At 74.2% G+C, this 14853-nt stretch carries 12 protein-coding genes and 1 pseudogene; 8 read left to right on the plus strand and 5 right to left on the minus strand.

Annotated elements, in window-relative coordinates:
• From AB0910_RS25345 to AB0910_RS25360, 4 genes and pseudogenes are all read right to left on the minus strand, one after another.
• A pseudogene (locus AB0910_RS25345) lies at nt 1-135 on the minus strand (50S ribosomal protein L23); the annotation flags it as partial.
• Nucleotides 93-1058 (minus strand): LLM class F420-dependent oxidoreductase, encoded by a 966-nt coding sequence (locus AB0910_RS25350; protein WP_366746942.1) that lies wholly within the window; start codon nt 1056-1058, stop codon nt 93-95. The gene AB0910_RS25350 and the pseudogene AB0910_RS25345, both read right to left, overlap by 43 nt.
• 70 nt (nt 1059-1128) lie before the next feature.
• Complete coding sequence (locus AB0910_RS25355; protein WP_366746943.1) at nt 1129-1455, minus strand: plasmid stabilization protein; 327 nt, start codon at nt 1453-1455, stop codon at nt 1129-1131.
• A gap of 138 nt (nt 1456-1593) precedes the next feature.
• Entirely contained in the window at nt 1594-2004 is a 411-nt protein-coding gene (locus AB0910_RS25360) for a metalloregulator ArsR/SmtB family transcription factor (RefSeq protein WP_366746944.1), read from the minus strand.
• Nucleotides 2005-2104: 100 nt separating this feature from the next.
• On the opposite strand from AB0910_RS25360, the gene AB0910_RS25365 reads away from it, so the two are divergent.
• Together AB0910_RS25365 and AB0910_RS25370 are read left to right on the plus strand one after the other, a co-directional pair.
• Nucleotides 2105-4162 (plus strand): heavy metal translocating P-type ATPase, encoded by a 2058-nt coding sequence (locus AB0910_RS25365; RefSeq protein WP_366746945.1) that lies wholly within the window; start codon nt 2105-2107, stop codon nt 4160-4162.
• A gap of 106 nt (nt 4163-4268) precedes the next feature.
• Nucleotides 4269-5834, plus strand: coding sequence for an FMN-binding glutamate synthase family protein (locus AB0910_RS25370; RefSeq protein WP_366747006.1), 1566 nt, complete (start codon nt 4269-4271; stop codon nt 5832-5834).
• An 18-nt stretch (nt 5835-5852) separates the two neighbouring features.
• Here the strand turns inward: AB0910_RS25370 and AB0910_RS25375 are convergent, their stop codons facing one another.
• A complete protein-coding gene (locus AB0910_RS25375) occupies nt 5853-7421 on the minus strand; it encodes a glycoside hydrolase family 3 N-terminal domain-containing protein (RefSeq protein WP_366746946.1) in 1569 nt (522 codons plus the stop codon).
• Between the two features lie 739 nt (nt 7422-8160).
• Between AB0910_RS25375 and AB0910_RS25380 the strand changes: the two genes are divergently transcribed.
• From AB0910_RS25380 to AB0910_RS25405, 6 genes are all read left to right on the plus strand, one after another.
• Nucleotides 8161-9225 carry a phytanoyl-CoA dioxygenase family protein gene (locus AB0910_RS25380; RefSeq protein ID WP_366746947.1) on the plus strand — a complete coding sequence of 355 codons (1065 nt, stop codon included), beginning with the start codon at nt 8161-8163 and terminating at the stop codon, nt 9223-9225.
• Nucleotides 9207-10538, plus strand: coding sequence for a DUF6271 family protein (locus AB0910_RS25385; RefSeq protein WP_366746948.1), 1332 nt, complete (start codon nt 9207-9209; stop codon nt 10536-10538). Before AB0910_RS25380 ends, AB0910_RS25385 begins: the two co-directional genes overlap by 19 nt.
• A complete protein-coding gene (locus tag AB0910_RS25390) occupies nt 10535-11749 on the plus strand; it encodes a type III PLP-dependent enzyme (protein ID WP_366746949.1) in 1215 nt (404 codons plus the stop codon). The genes AB0910_RS25385 and AB0910_RS25390 overlap by 4 nt, the downstream gene beginning before the upstream one ends.
• Nucleotides 11746-12360, plus strand: a complete 615-nt coding sequence (locus AB0910_RS25395) for a GNAT family N-acetyltransferase (RefSeq protein ID WP_366746950.1) — start codon at nt 11746-11748, stop codon at nt 12358-12360. Before AB0910_RS25390 ends, AB0910_RS25395 begins: the two co-directional genes overlap by 4 nt.
• Nucleotides 12361-12365: 5 nt before the next feature.
• A complete protein-coding gene (locus AB0910_RS25400) occupies nt 12366-13658 on the plus strand; it encodes an MFS transporter (protein WP_366746951.1) in 1293 nt (430 codons plus the stop codon).
• Nucleotides 13659-13952: 294 nt separating this feature from the next.
• Nucleotides 13953-14822 (plus strand): GH25 family lysozyme, encoded by an 870-nt coding sequence (locus AB0910_RS25405; RefSeq protein WP_366746952.1) that lies wholly within the window; start codon nt 13953-13955, stop codon nt 14820-14822.
• Nucleotides 14823-14853: the final 31 nt, after the last annotated feature.

Consider the following 14853-nt stretch of genomic DNA (forward strand, 5'->3'; position numbering starts at 1 on the left):
GTTGGCCCGCGGGTCGACGACGAACGTGTACTTGTTCTCGTCGAGGAGCGCGTAGCTCTTCTCCGACACGACCGGCTTGACGCGGGACCGGCTCACAGCTCCCGCAGCGCGGGCAGCAGCTCCTTCTCCGCCCAGCCGAGGAACGGCTCCTGGTGGTCACCGCCGATCTGGACCAGGGCGACCTCGGTGAAGCCCGCGTCCGCGTAGGCCCGCACGGCGTCCACGAACGCCGCCACGTCGCTGCCGCAGGGAATCGCCTCGGCGATGTCGTCCCGGGTGACGTACTGGGTCGCGCCGTCGAACGCCGCGGGCGTCGGCAGCTGCGCGTTGACGGGCCAGGGCCCGACGGACCAGCGGAACTGCGCGTGCGCCCGCGCCACGGCGGCGTCGCGGTCCGTGTCGTAGCAGACCGGCACCTGGCCCACCCTGGGCTTTCCGGCGCCGCCGTGCCGGTCGAAGGCGTCGAGCAGGGCGCGCTTCGGCTCGGTGGCGATCACCAGGTCGCCGAGTTCGCCCGCGATGCGGCAGGAGCTCTCGCCCGAGACGGCGATCCCGATCGGGGGCGCGGTCTGCGGCAGGTCCCAGAGCTTGGCGCTGTCGACGGTGAAGTGCGTGCCGCGGTACGAGACGTAGCCGCCGGCGAACAGCCGCCTGATGATCTCCACGGCCTCGGCCAGCTTCTCCTGGCGCTCCCGTACGCCGGGCCAGCCGTCCCCGACGACATGCTCGTTGAGGTTCTCGCCCGAGCCGAGGCCGAGGCGGAAGCGGCCCTCGGAAAGCAGCTGGACCGTCGCCGCCTTCTGGGCGACCACGGCGGGGTGGTAGCGCGTCGTCGGGCAGGTCACATACGTCATCAGCGGGATGCGGGAGGTGGCCTGCGCGGCCGCGCCCAGCACGCTCCACGCGTACGGCGAGTGGCCCTGCTCGGTGAGCCAGGGGAAGAAGTGGTCGGAGGTGACCGAGAAGTCGAACCCGGCACGCTCGGCGCCCACCACGTGCCCGACGAGCTCGCGGGGCCCGGCCTGCTCCGTCATCATCGTGTATCCGATTCGCACCATGATCCGCGAGTAGCCCGCCGTCGCGAGGTGAAACGCCCCCGTCCGGGCGGGGCCGGGCTCCGGCCGGGGGTCAGCGCCCGAGCGCCCGCCGCAGCTGGTCCTTGTTCATGGACGAGCGGCCCTCGACGTTCTTCTTCCTCGCCTCGGCGTAGAGCTGGTCCCTCGTGGGGCTCTGCGGGCCCTTGTGGGACCGCTCGCCACCGCGCTGCGACGCGGACTTGGGGTCGCGCGTGGACACCTTGCCCGCGGAGCCGGCCTCGCCGCTGCGCGCGCGCTCCTTGTTCACGGTGCGCGCGGCGATCTCCTGCGCACGCCCCGGGGAGGCGCCGCGCTCCTGCGAGCTCTCCTTGATGTGCTCGTACTGCCGCTCACGCTTGCGGTTCGATCCTGCGGGCATCGGAGCCCCTCCTCACCAGTCGGACGCGGTGCGGTCCCGCACCGAGTGCCCGGCGGGCCACCGCTCATGCACCCGGGGTGTCCCGTGCCACCCGTACGGCGGCGCGCCGCGGTCGCGTACGGAAGGGGCGCGGCGGGATCAGCGCGCGGCCGGGGCGGCCGCGCGGCCTGCCGCACGCGCCGGCGGGTCCACCAGGCCGAGCCGCAGGTGCTCGACATGGTGGACGGCCTGGTCGAGGAGGGCGGCGACATGGCTGTCGTGCAGCGCGTACACGACGGAGCGGCCGGTGCGCGTGCCGGTGACCAGGCCGAGGTTGCGCAGCAGGCGCAGCTGGTGCGAGCAGGCGCTCTGCTCCATGCCGACCGCGGCCGCGAGCTCCGTCGCGGCGCAGGGCCCCTCGCGCAGGTGGGCGAGGATCAGCAGCCGCGAGGGCGTGGACAGGGCCTGGAGGGCGGTCGCGACCTGCTGCGCGTTCTGCGGCGTCAGCCGCGTGCGCGGCGCTTCGCCTTCGCCGTGACCGCCGTCCTGGGGAGCTGCTCCGTGGCCCATGGGCCCATCCTACGGACTCAGATCCATGAATGGATGTTCAAGTATTCCTGTTAGGGTGGCGCCGTCGGTCTCCGCTCCCGTGCGAAGGGCACGCTCCGCCATGACGCCCACCCAGGCCCCGCCCCTTCCGTCCGCCCCCGCGGGCCGCCTCGCCGCGCCGGCCCGCCGCACCCGCGCGCTCGCCCTGCCCGAGGCGCGGTGGGCGCTCGCCGCCCTGCTGCTGTTCCTCGCCGCGCTCCCGCTCGACCTCGCAGGAGCCCCCGCGTGGGCCTGGGGGCCGCTGTTCGTGGCGGTCTACGCCACCGGGGGATGGGAGCCCGGCCTCGCGGGGCTGCGCGCCCTGCGGGAGCGCACGCTCGACGTCGACCTCCTGATGGTCGTCGCGGCGCTCGGCGCCGCCGCCATCGGCCAGGTGCTCGACGGCGCCCTGCTGATCGTCATCTTCGCCACGTCGGGCGCCCTGGAGGCGCTGGCCACGGCCCGTACCAGGGACGCCGTGCGCGGCCTGCTCGACCTCGCGCCCGCCACCGCGACCCGGCTCGTGGCGGCGCCCTCGGGCGCCGTGCGGGAGGAGCGGGTGCCCACCGGCGCACTCGCGGTCGGCGACACCGTCCTGGTGCGCCCGGGCGAGCGGATCGGCGCGGACGGGCACGTCGCCGACGGGGCGAGCGAGGCCGACCAGGCCACCATCACGGGCGAGCCGCTGCCGGTGGCCAAGCGGCCGGGTGACGAGGTGTTCGCCGGGACCCTCAACGGCACCGGCGCGCTGCGCGTGACGGTCGGCAGGGACCCGGCGGACTCGGTGATCGCCCGGATCGTCGCCATGGTGGAGGAGGCGTCGGCGACCAAGGCCCCGGCCCAGCTGTTCGTCGAGAAGGTCGAACAGCGCTACTCCCTGGGCATGGTGGCCGCCACCCTCGCGGTCTTCCTGGTCCCGCTCGCCTTCGGCACCCCGGTCACGACCGCGCTGCTGCGCGCCATGACGTTCATGATCGTCGCGTCGCCGTGCGCGGTGATGCTCGCCACCATGCCGCCCCTGCTGGCCTCCATCGCCACCGCCGGGCGCCACGGCGTGCTGGTCAAGTCGGCGCTGGTGATGGAGCGCCTCGGCCAGGTGGACCGGGTCGCGCTCGACAAGACCGGCACGCTGACGGAGGGCACCCCGCGCGTCACGGACGTGCGCCCGGTGCCCGGCTGCGGGCTCGGCGCCGACGAACTGCTCGCCCTGGCGGCGGCAGCCGAGCACCCCAGCGAGCACCCGCTCGGCCGGGCCGTCGTCGCGGCCGCGGGGGAGCGCGGCCTCGCCCTGCCCGACGTCGAGGACTTCGCCTCGGAGCCGGGTGTCGGCGTCAGGGCGCGCGTCGGAGGGCGCACCGTCGAGGTCGGCGCGCCCGCGCGCCACCCCGCGGCCCGGGGCCCGCGCTCCGGCGCGGCGCCGCTGGTGGCGGAGATCGAGGCGGGCGGGCGCACCGCCGTGCTCGTCAGGTGCGACGGGCGGGCCGTCGGCGTGCTGGGCGTCGCCGACCGGCTGCGCGGGGACGCCGCCCGCACCGTCGCGGCCCTCGCCGTGCTCACCGGGACCGGCGTGACGCTGCTGACCGGTGACAACGAGCGCGCCGCGGCCCGGCTCGCCGCCGAGGTGGGCATCGACGACGTACGCGCCGGACTGCTGCCCCAGCAGAAGGCGGCGGCCGTGGGGGACGAGGCGGCGCGCGGAGCGCGGGTGCTGGTCGTGGGCGACGGGGTCAACGACGCGCCCGCGCTCGCCACCGCCCATGTCGGCGTCGCGATGGGCCGCGCGGGCTCCGACCTGGCCCTCGAGACGGCCGACGCCGTCATCGTGCGCGACGAACTGGCCACCGTGCCCGCGGTGGTGGCGCTGTCACGCCGCGCGCGGCGGCTCGTCGTGCAGAACCTCGTGATCGGCGGTGTGTTCATCGCGGGCCTCGTGGCGTGGGACCTCGCCGGCCGGCTGCCGCTGCCGCTCGGGGTGCTCGGCCACGAGGGCTCCACCGTGGTCGTCGGGCTCAACGGCCTGCGCCTGCTGCGGGACGCGGCATGGCACCGCGCCCGGCCCGCCGCGCCCCTGCCCGCCGCGCGGGAGGACGGCCCCGGCGGGCGCGGGCGTCAGGCGCGCCGCGCCGGGTCGCCGGTGTGACACCGCCCGCACCCGCCTGCCGCGGGCCTTGGGGGATTTTTGGGCCGCCGCCAGGTGTGGGCCGCCCGCGCCGGGCAACGCGTTCCGTGTGACACGTATCGGCTCGGTGGTTCTCCTGTGGTGTGCGGCGGTGGCCGCCGCGGCGCTCGCGGCCGGGGTCTCCCCATGGTGGTCGTTCGGCGCCGTGCCGCTCCTGCTCCTGGCCGCGCTCGGCCTGTGGGACCTGCTCCAGCGCAGGCACACCGTGCTGCGCAACTACCCGGTGCTCGGCCACGCCAGGTACCTGCTGGAGAGCATCCGCCCCGAGATGCAGCAGTACTTCGTGGAGCGCAGCTACGACGGCCGCCCCTTCGACCGCGACACCCGCAGCATCGTCTACGAGCGGGCGAAGGGCACCGCGGCCGAGGAGCCGTTCGGCACGGAGCGCGACGTCTACGCGACCGGGTACGAGTTCCTCGTCCCCTCCATGGCGCCCCGCCCGGTGCCCGAGACACCGCCGCGGGTGCGCATCGGCGGGCCCGACTGCACACGCCCCTACGACATGGCGCTGCTCAACGTGTCGGCGATGAGTTTCGGCTCGCTCTCGGCCAACGCGGTCCTCGCGCTGGGCGGCGGTGCGGCGGCCGGGGGTTTCGCCCAGGACACCGGTGAGGGCGGGCTGTCCGAGTACCACCTGAGGCCGGGCGGCGACCTCGTCTGGGAGATCGGCACCGGCTACTTCGGCTGCCGCACCCGCGACGGCGGCTTCGACCCGGGGGAGTTCGCGCAGAAGGCGGCCCACGACAGCGTGAAGTGCGTGTCCCTGAAGCTGTCGCAGGGCGCCAAGCCCGGCATCGGCGGTGTGCTGCCCGGCTCCAAGGTCAACGCCGAGATCGCCCGCGTACGGGACGTGCCCGAGGGGCGCACGGTCGTCTCGCCGCCGTACCACCGCGTCTTCTCCACGCCGCGCGAACTGGTCCGCTTCCTCGCCAGGATGCGGGAGCTGGCCGGGGGCAAGCCCACCGGGTTCAAGATCTGCCCCGGCTCGCGGCAGCAGTTCCTCGCCGTGTGCAAGGCGATGCTCGACGAGGGCACGGCGCCCGACTTCATCGTCGTGGACGGCGGCGAGGGCGGGACCGGTGCCGCGCCCCTGGAGTTCGCCGACCACATCGGCACACCCCTGACGGAGGGGCTGCTCACCGTGCACAACGCGCTTGTCGGCACGGGGCTGCGGGACCGCGTCAGGATCGGCGCGAGCGGCAAGATCGCCACCGGCGCCGACCTGGTCAAGCGGCTGGCGCAGGGCGCCGACTACGGCAACGCGGCCCGCGCGATGATGTTCGCTGTGGGGTGCATCCAGGCGCAGCGCTGCCACACCAACACGTGCCCCACCGGCGTCACCACCCAGGACCCCCGCAGGGCGCGGGCCCTGCACGTCGGGGACAAGACGGAGCGCGTCCGCAGGCTCCAGGAGGCCACCGTCGCCGGCGCCCTCCAGATCATGGCGTCCATGGGCGTCACCGACCCGGCGCAGCTGCGGCCGCACATGCTGCGCCGCAGGATCGACCCGTACACCGTGCGCTCCTACGAGGAGCTGTACGAGTGGCTCGAACCCGGCAGGCTGCTCGACGAGCCGCCCGCTGACTGGGCCGCGGACTGGGAGGCCGCGGACCCGGACCGCTTCACCGTATGAGGCGGCCCGGGCGCCGTGTCAGACGCGCGGGGCCGCGAGCACCTCGGACGCCTGGGGTGCCGCGTCGGCGGTGCGGCGCGAGCCGGCGAGGACCTCGGCGGCCGCCACCCCGGAGGCAGCCGTGGCGCCGTGCGTGAAGATGTGCAGCGACCCGGGGGCCGTCGCCGCGCCGGGCAGGCCCATCTCCACCACGATCGCGTCGGGCCGTGCCGCCGTGAGGTCCGCGAGCGCGCTGCCCATCCAGGCGTGCCGGGCGGCGTCGCGTACGACCACCACCAGGGGGCGTCCGGCCGCCGGCGCGAGCCCGTACTCGCGCAGGGCGGCCGGGCCCTTCGCCAGTTCCTGCGGGTGCAGGCGGACGAAGGTCGTGCCGGGGACGCGCTCGCGCAGCGGCACGGCGACGCCCCACGGCGTCTCCTTGCCGATGGCCAGATTGGTCGAAGGCACCAGCTCCACGACGTGCGGGGCGTCCGCGAGCGGCAGGGCGTCCGCCGCAGGCCCGCTCAGCCGGACGGCGCGGCGCGCGGCGACATAGCCGATGTCCCGGCTGACCGGGTCGACCGGGACCGCATCGCCGAGCCTGGTCGACCAGTCGGCGAACTCCCGCACCCGCTCGCTCGCCTCGGCGAGCCGGTCGAGCGGCAGTTCACCCGAGGCGACGGCGTCGACCACGGACGCGGTGAGGAGCCGGGTCGTCGACTCCTCGGCGCTCTCGCCGCCGACGCAGATCGCGTCGGCGCCTGCGGCCAGCGCCCGCACGGTGGCGCCGCCGATGCCGTACAGGCCGGTGACCGCGCCCATCTCGATGGCGTCGGTGACGATGAGCCCGTCGAACCCCAGCTCCTTGCGGAGCAGTTCGACCAGGATGCGGCGGCTGAGGGTGGCAGGCGACTCGGGGTCGTAGGCGGGCACGAGGAGGTGGCCGCTCATCACGGCGCGCACGCCCGCGGCGAGCGCGGCGCGGAACGGTGGCAGCGCCTGCTCGGCGATCTCGTCCACGCCGGCGTCGTAGCTCGGCAGCCCGTGGTGGGAGTCGACCGCCACGTCGCCGTGGCCGGGGAAGTGCTTGGCGCAGGCGGCCACGCCCGCCGACTGGAGCCCCTGGACCCAGGCGGCCGTGTGCCGCGAGACCACGTCGGGCGCGGTGCCGAAGGACCGCACGCCGATGATGGGGTTGTCCGGGTTGGAGTTCACGTCGACGCTCGGCGCGTAGTCGAGGCTGACGCCGGCCGCGTGCAGCTGCCTGCCGAGGTCCCGCGCGACGGACTCCGTGAGCTCGACGTCGTCCACCGCGCCGAGGGCGAAGTTGCCCGGCCGGGTGGAGCCGGTGGCCGATTCGAGGCGCGTGACGTCGCCCGCCTCCTCGTCGATCGCGATGACGAGGTCGGGGTTCTCCTGCCGCAGCTGCGCGGTCAGGCGCGCGACCTGCTGGGGCGAGACGATGTTGCGGGTGAACAGCACGACCGACGACAGGCCGTCGCGGATCGCGCCCAGGACCCAGTCCGGCGCCTCGGTGCCCACGAAACCCGGCTGGAGAACGGAGAGCGCGAGCCTGCGCACGTCCTTGGTGTGCATGCTGGAGGTCATCGACCGGGCCTTCCGGGGGAGCGGGGACATACCGAGCGAGCGGGTGTGATTGGTACAGGCCAATTGGATATTGGCCTGTACCAATCGAGGTGTCAAGGGGGCGCAGGCGGTGCGTCCCACTCCCCGCCGCGCCCCCTTGCGGCCCCGCAGTGGACTCCCCGTGCGGCCCCCGGGTAAGGCGTCACGGCGCCGGGTGCGGCCGGATGCCGCTATTGACAGGCGAGTTGGTCTAGTCCATTTTGGTGGAACGCGGGTGACGCGTGCGGCGCAGGACGCGAACCGGCCTCGCCGGTCCTTCCGTCCGCCGCGCACCACCACTGGGACGCGCCGAGCGTCCATGGCCCGTACGGCGACGGGCGGTAAGCGCAAGGGCAAGTGCAAGGGGCGAGAAGCTGGTGCTGTATCCGCTGAGAACCACACCGTCGGCGGCCGTTCCCGCGGCCCGGCCGTGCGTGCCCCCCGACCCCCGATCCCGCGCAACCGCCTGAACCCCACCCGGCCGGCGCCCCCTTCCCCCCTCCCGCGGGCGGCCCCGGTCGCGACAACGGCCTCCTGACGGCGCCCCTCGGCGCCCGCGAGACGGCCCGCCCCCGCGCGGCCCGTCCACCGGTCCCGCGACACCGCTGTGTGAGGCGGCGGCCGTGCATGTCCCCCCACACCGGTCCCTCCGCCGCGTCCGCGCGCCCGGAGGCGCACCGATCCGTGACCGTGACAGAAGAACGAGCCTTGGAGCGACCGCATGCCGGCATCCGACCGCCACCTGTACCGAGCTGCGTCCCCCGTCCCCTACTTCAGCGCCGACGCCGACACCTACCTCGCCCAGACGCCCCTGCGCGAGCTGAAGAAGGAACAGAAGCTGCGCGTGCTGTCCGAGGAGGACTTCGCGTTCTGGCAGACCTACGGCTACACCGTGGTCAAGGAGGCGGTGCCGCGCGCCGTCGCCGAGCAACTGCTCCAGTTCGCCTGGGACTTCCAGGGCCTCGACCCCGAACGCCCCGAGACCTGGTACGAGGAGCGCGAGTACCGCTCCGACCTCGACCGCGAACTGCACATCTACGGCTTCGTCGAGGCGTACCAGCACCAGCTCATCTGGGACAACCGGCAGGCCCAGCGCGTGTACGACGCGTTCGCCGACGTATGGGACTGCGAGGAGCTGTGGGTCACGCTCGACCGGCTCAACCTCAACCCGCCGAACGTGAAGACCCGTGACCGCGCCCTCATCCCGCACACCGAGCGCGGCTTCGACATCAGGCTGCACTGGGACATCGACTCCACGCTCGGCGTGGTGCCGCAGCGCGTGCAGGGCATCATCGCGCTCAACGACACCAAGCCCGACCAGGGCGGCTTCCAGTGCAACCCCGAGCTGTTCCGGGACTTCGACCGCTGGAAGGTCGGCCAGCCCGAGGACCGCGACCCGATCAGGCCCGCCTACGACCCCGACGAGTACCCCGTCGTACGCCCCGACCTCGAAGCGGGCGACCTGCTCATCTGGAACGGCGCCCTCGCGCACGGCGTCGCGCCCAACGTCTCGGCCGACGGCGTCCGCGCCGTGCAGTACCTCTCGATGATGCCCGCGCTCGAAACCCACGAGCAGCTGCGCCGCTCCCGCGTGCGCTCCTGGCGCCACCTGACCACCCCCGAGTGGAACAAGACGCTCCTCGGCGACCCGGTCAGGCACGAGTCGCTGCGCTACGGCCCCGCCGAACTGACGGACCTCGGCTCCAAGCTGCTCGGCCTCACCTCCTGGAGCGGCCAGCCCTTCGCCGACACCACCGGGGACGCGGCATGCGCAGAGTCTGCCTGAGCCTCCCCACCAACCGGGAGTGCGCCGAGACCCTCTCGGCCGTCTACGGGGAAGCGGCCTACGCGGCCGAGCGGTTCGGCGTCGAGGTGCACCTGCTCGTCCTCGACTCCGCGCCCGGCGCCGTGCGCGCCCGGCACGCCGCGGCCCTCGAAGCCCTCGGCAAGACGCCCGGCGTCGTCGTCCACCACCTCGACGAGGACCGCCAGCGGGAGTTCCTGCTGCGGGCCGTCCGCCACGCGGGGCTGTCCAAGCCCGACCTGATGCTCGCCCTCATGCTCCCCGAGGGGCTCTCCTACGGGGCCTGCACCAACCGGGCGTTCCTCATCGCCGCGGCCCTCGGCTGCGAGAGCGTGCACCGCAGGGACTCCGACAGCCGCTACCAGGAAGCGGACGGCGCGCCCGTCCACCCCATCCACCACGAGCTGGCCTCCCTCGGCCTGCCCGCCCGCGAGGCGGCGCGCCACGCCACCGCCCACGCACTCGACCCGGCGCTCGCCGACCGTCCCGTGTCGCTGGCCGGTGCCTCCTTCATCGGCGAACTCTCCGTCGACATCGGGGAGATACGGGAGCTCGACCCCGGCGTCTACGCCGACATGGTGAGCCTGTGGGCGCCGCGGGACTGGAGCGCGGAGCAGAAACGCGCGCTCGTGGCCGAGTCGTTCAGAGGCGCGGGCACCGAGCCGTTCACCGAGGACCGCGCGGTCCTCACCGTGGTCGACCCGATGCGGATCGACATGTGCAACATCGGCTTCCACGGTGTGCACGAGCAGCTGCCGCTGCCCCCGGCCACCGACACCATCGGCAGCGACTACTTCCTCATGCACGCCGTGTACGACGCCGGGCTGCCCGGCGTCCTGCACAACCGCGACATCGTCAACTTCTACACGCCCGAGCGGCGGACGGGCGCCGGATTCACCGCGTACCAGCTGAGGTTCGTCAAGTTCCTGCTGTCGATGCTCTACTTCAACCACCTCTACGAGCAGATGGGCCGCGCGGGCGGCGCCCTGCTCGACGACCGCCACCGGCTGCGGGCGCCGCTCATCGCCCAGATGGTGCGCGAGAGCGCTGCCCTCGACCGGACCCCGAACGTCGAACGGCTCGCCTCGCTCGACGTGTCCTACCGCCGACTGGGCGGAAAGTACGCCGAGTTCGCCGACCTGCTGGCCGGGCGCGGGCAGCGGCTGCTGGACGAGGCACGCCACGACATCGAGGACTTCGCGCTCCTGGCCGAGGCCTGGGGGCCGCTGGTGGACGCGGCACGGACCCTCGGCCTCGCGGGCGCGGGCGCCCTGCGGGAGCGGGGCGGCCGATGACGCCCGGGAGCGCGTCACTGCGCGCGGCCCTCGCCGCCTCGCCCGAGGACAGGATCGTCTTCGACCTGGCCGGCATCCGCCGGCGCTACGAGACACTGGTCGGCGAACTCCCGGGTGTGGCAGTCCGGTTCGCCATGAAGGCATGTCCGGTCGAAGAGGTGCTCGACTGCCTCGCCGGCAGCGGTGCCGGATTCGACGCGGCCAGCCCCAGGGAGATCGAACAGGCCCTCGCCACCGGGGTGCCTGCCGCCGCCGTGCACTACGGCAACACCATCAAGTCCGACCGCAACATCGCCGACGCCCACCGGCTCGGCATCCGGGACTTCGCCACCGACAGCCGCCAGGACGTGGCCGCGATCGCCGCCCACGCCCCCGGCTCCCGGGTGTTCTGCCGCCTCGCCACCGACGGCGAGGGCGCGCTGTGGGGCCTCAGCAACAAGTACGGCTGCTCCCCGGCCGACGCCGTGCGCGTCCTCACCGACGCCAGGGACGCGGGACTCGTCCCCTCGGGGCTCTCCGTGCACGTCGGCTCCCAGCAGATGACCGCGGGGGCCTGGCGGTCCGCACTCGACCGCATCGGGGACGTACTCGCAGAGCTGCGCCGCGTCGGCATCCGCCCCGACCAGGTCAACCTCGGCGGCGGACTGCCCGCAGCCGGCTACCTGGACGTGCGCGGCAGACCTCTCGACCCGCCCACGGACAAGATCTTCGCGGTCATCAGGGAGGGCATGCAGCGGCTGCGGGACGAGGCGGAGGGCGCCCTGTCGTTCCTGGTGGAGCCCGGCCGCTACCTCGTCGCCGACCAGGGCGCCATCCGGGCCCACACCGCACGCCTCACGGTGCGTCAGGACCTGCACGGCGAGCGAAGACACTGGCTCTACCTGAGCTGCGGGAAGTTCAACGGCCTGTACGAGATGGACGCGCTCCAGTACCGGCTCGTCTTCCCCACCCACCCGGAGGGCCCGTACGTGCAGGCCGTCGTCGCCGGCCCCACCTGCGACAGCGACGACGCCTACGCGCACGAGCACGGCCTGGTGGCGGTGCCCGAGGCCCTCGCGAGCGGCGACCCGGTGTGGGTGATGTCGAGCGGCGCCTACGCCACCAGCTACATGACGCAAGGGTTCAACGGCTTCGCGCCCCTGCCGTACACCTGCCTGCCCGACCCCGGCGCCCCCGCCGCAGCCGGGCCGGGGGCGGTGGCGCGCGGATGAGCGCACCCGGCCGCGGCCCGCGGATACGGCACGTCGCCGACGGCGACTGGGACGCCCTCGTGGCCCTCGAAGCCGCGGCCTACGCGCCCTCAGGGCTCTCCGAGGGGCGCGCGCCGCTCGAATCCATGGTGCGCGCCTCGCCGTCCACCTGCTTCGTCCTCCACCAGGGGGCGCGCCTCGCCGCGTACGCCCTCGCCCTGCCCTACCCCGAGTCCGCCTATCCGGCGCTCGCGGCCACCGGCGCGGCGGCGCGCGCGTCGAGCAACCTGCACCTGCACGACCTCGTCGTCGCGGCCGACCTGCGCGGACGCGGCCTGGGCAGGCACCTGTTCGGCCACCTCGCGGCCACCGCGCTGGCCCAGGGCTACCTGCGGATCTCGCTGGTCGCCGTCGGCGGCTCCGACACCTTCTGGGCCGCCCGCGGGTTCGCCCCGCACCCCGAGATCGCGCTTGCCGCCGACTACGGTCCCGGCGCGCTCTACATGAGCCGGCCGGTCACCGCGGGGCACGGCCCCGCACGCACCCGCGGACCCGCGCAGGGGAGGCGCCCGGTGCCCCGGGCCGCGTCCGCCCGCGTGCCGGGCACCCCGCTCCACCACGAGAAGGGCTGATACGCGTGCTCCGCGTCACCGATCCGTTCCGAAGGGCACAGCTCGCCACCGCCGCACTGTTCAGCTCCCTCGGCTTCCAGTACGCCACCTGGGCCTCACGGGTCCCGGCGATCAAGGCGCACCTCGGCCTCAGCACGGCCGAGGTCGGCCTGCTGCTGATGGCCACCGGGGTCGGGGCTGCGGCCTCCTTCCCCCTGGTGGCCTGGCTGATGCGGCGCCTCGGCCCGCAGCGGCTCGCGCTGCTGTCCGCGCTCGGCCTCGCGCTGCTGCTGTTCGCGCTCGCCGCCGCACCCGACTACCCGGTCGCGCTCGTGGTGATGCTCGCCGACGGCGTCCTCGTCGGCGGCCTCAACGTCTCCATGAACGCGCAGGGCGCCGCCCTCGAAGTCCGGTACAAGCGCAACGCGATGGCCAGGCTGCACGCCACGTTCAGCGCGGGCTCGCTGGGCGCGGCCCTGCTCGCCTCCGGCATGAACGCCGTGACGTCCTCGGTCACCGCGCACTTCGCCGTCGCGGCCGCGCTGCTCCTGCTGCTCCTCGCCGTCGCCAGGCCGGGCCTCGCGGACGAAGGGACGGCAGCCGCCGCCGAGCAGGCAGCGGCCGCCGAGCAGGCGTCAGCGGACGCGGGACAGCCGGCGGCCCCGGGCACGGCGGCCAAGAAGCGCGGCCGGTGGACGCTGCCGACCCGCATGACGCTGTGGATGTGCTGCGCGATGGCCTTCGGCACCGTCACCGAGGGCGCCATGAACGACTGGTCGGCGCTCTACCTCAAGGACGTCGCCAGGGCGTCGGCCGAACTCGCGCCCATGGGCATCGCCGTCGTCTCCTGCATGATGGTGCTCGCGCGCCTCTTCGCCGACGGCTGGCGCAGCCGCTGGGGCGACGGGCTCGTCGTGCGGGCGGGCAGCGCGCTCGCCGGAGTGGGGCTCGCGCTCGCCCTGCTCAGCGGCGGGGTGGTGCCCGCCCTGATCGGCTTCGCCTGCGTCGGCATCGGCATCGCGGCCGTCACCCCCTGCGTGTACGTGGCCGCTGCCGCGCAGGGCTCGGACGCCCTCACCCTGGTCGCCGCCATGGGCACGACGGGTCTGCTCGGCGGGCCGCCGGTGATCGGCTTCATCGCGAACTCCACCAGTCTCGTGTGGGGGCTCGGCGCCGTCGCCGTGTGCGCGCTCGTCGTCACCCTCTGCGCCACGCGGATCCGCTGGCCGCGCCCCGCCCGTGGCACCGGGGACGGCGCAGCCGCCGACGGCGCGGGACCGCGGAGGTCCGAGCTGGTGACAGGGCCCGCGGAGAGCTGACCCGCCGCCTCCCGCCGGCCGTGGCACGAGAGGGCCCCGCGCCGCCGCGCCACGGCACCGGCGGGCAAACGCCCGCCGAACAAGGGGAGTCGGGAACCTACGGGCCACTTCCACCTGACTGAAAGTTTCTTTCAGCCCCGTGGTGGCCGCCGCTTTCCCCGGTATAGACCAACGGCGTGCACCGACCCCCCTTCACATCCGCCTCCACTGCGCGCCACTCTTTCGCCATGCGACGCCCGCACCCTGGGCGCGTCGCGAGCGCACCGGAACCTCCCCCCACCTCTGGAGGCACTGATGGACCCCGCCCGCATGTTCCGCCGCAGATCCGTCCGCCGCGCGCTGTGCTGCGCCGCTGCCACCTTCGCGGGCCTCACCGGACCGGCCGTCGCGCTGCCCGGCACGGCGGCCGCGGCCCCCGCACCCGCGGCCCCCACCGCCCAGGCCGCCCAGAACCCGGAGCTCGACTGGATGGGCTCCACCGTACGGGCCCACGAGGGCTCAGCCGCCCGGCCGCCCGCCGCACCCGCACCGCGCGCCACCCAGACCCCCGGCATGGACGTGAGCCACTACCAGGGCACCGTCAACTGGGCCTCCGCGTACGGGAACGGCGCCCGGTTCGCCTACATGAAGGCGACCGAGGGCACCACCTACCGCGACCCGAACTTCTCCGCGAACTACACCGGTTCGTACAACACGGGGTTCATCCGCGGCGCCTACCACTTCGCCACGCCCAACACCTCGACCGGCGCCGCGCAGGCCGACTACTTCGTCGCGCACGGCGGCGGCTGGTCGAAGGACGGCAAGACCCTCCCGCCGATGCTGGACATCGAGTACGGCTCGTCGTCCACCTGCTGGGGCCTCAGCCAGGCGTCCATGGTCAGCTGGATCACGTCGTTCGTGAACGAGGTGCACGCCAAGACCACCCGCTGGCCCACCATCTACACCACCACCGACTGGTGGACCACCTGCACCGGCAACACGGCCGCGTTCTCCGCCGACGACCCGCTGTTCGTCGCGCGCTACTCCTCAAGCGTGGGCACCCTGCCGGCGGGCTGGCCGTTCTACACGTTCTGGCAGTTCGCCGACTCCGGGACCTTCCCCGGCGACCAGGACCGCTTCAACGGCCCGCTGAGCGGCGTGGTGAACCTCGCGAACAACGTCTGAGACGCGCGGCGCGCTCCCCTCCGGCACCGGA

It is taken from the genome of Streptomyces sp. NPDC047002, from assembly GCF_040704505.1.
Classification (GTDB): Bacteria; Actinomycetota; Actinomycetes; order Streptomycetales; family Streptomycetaceae; genus Streptomyces.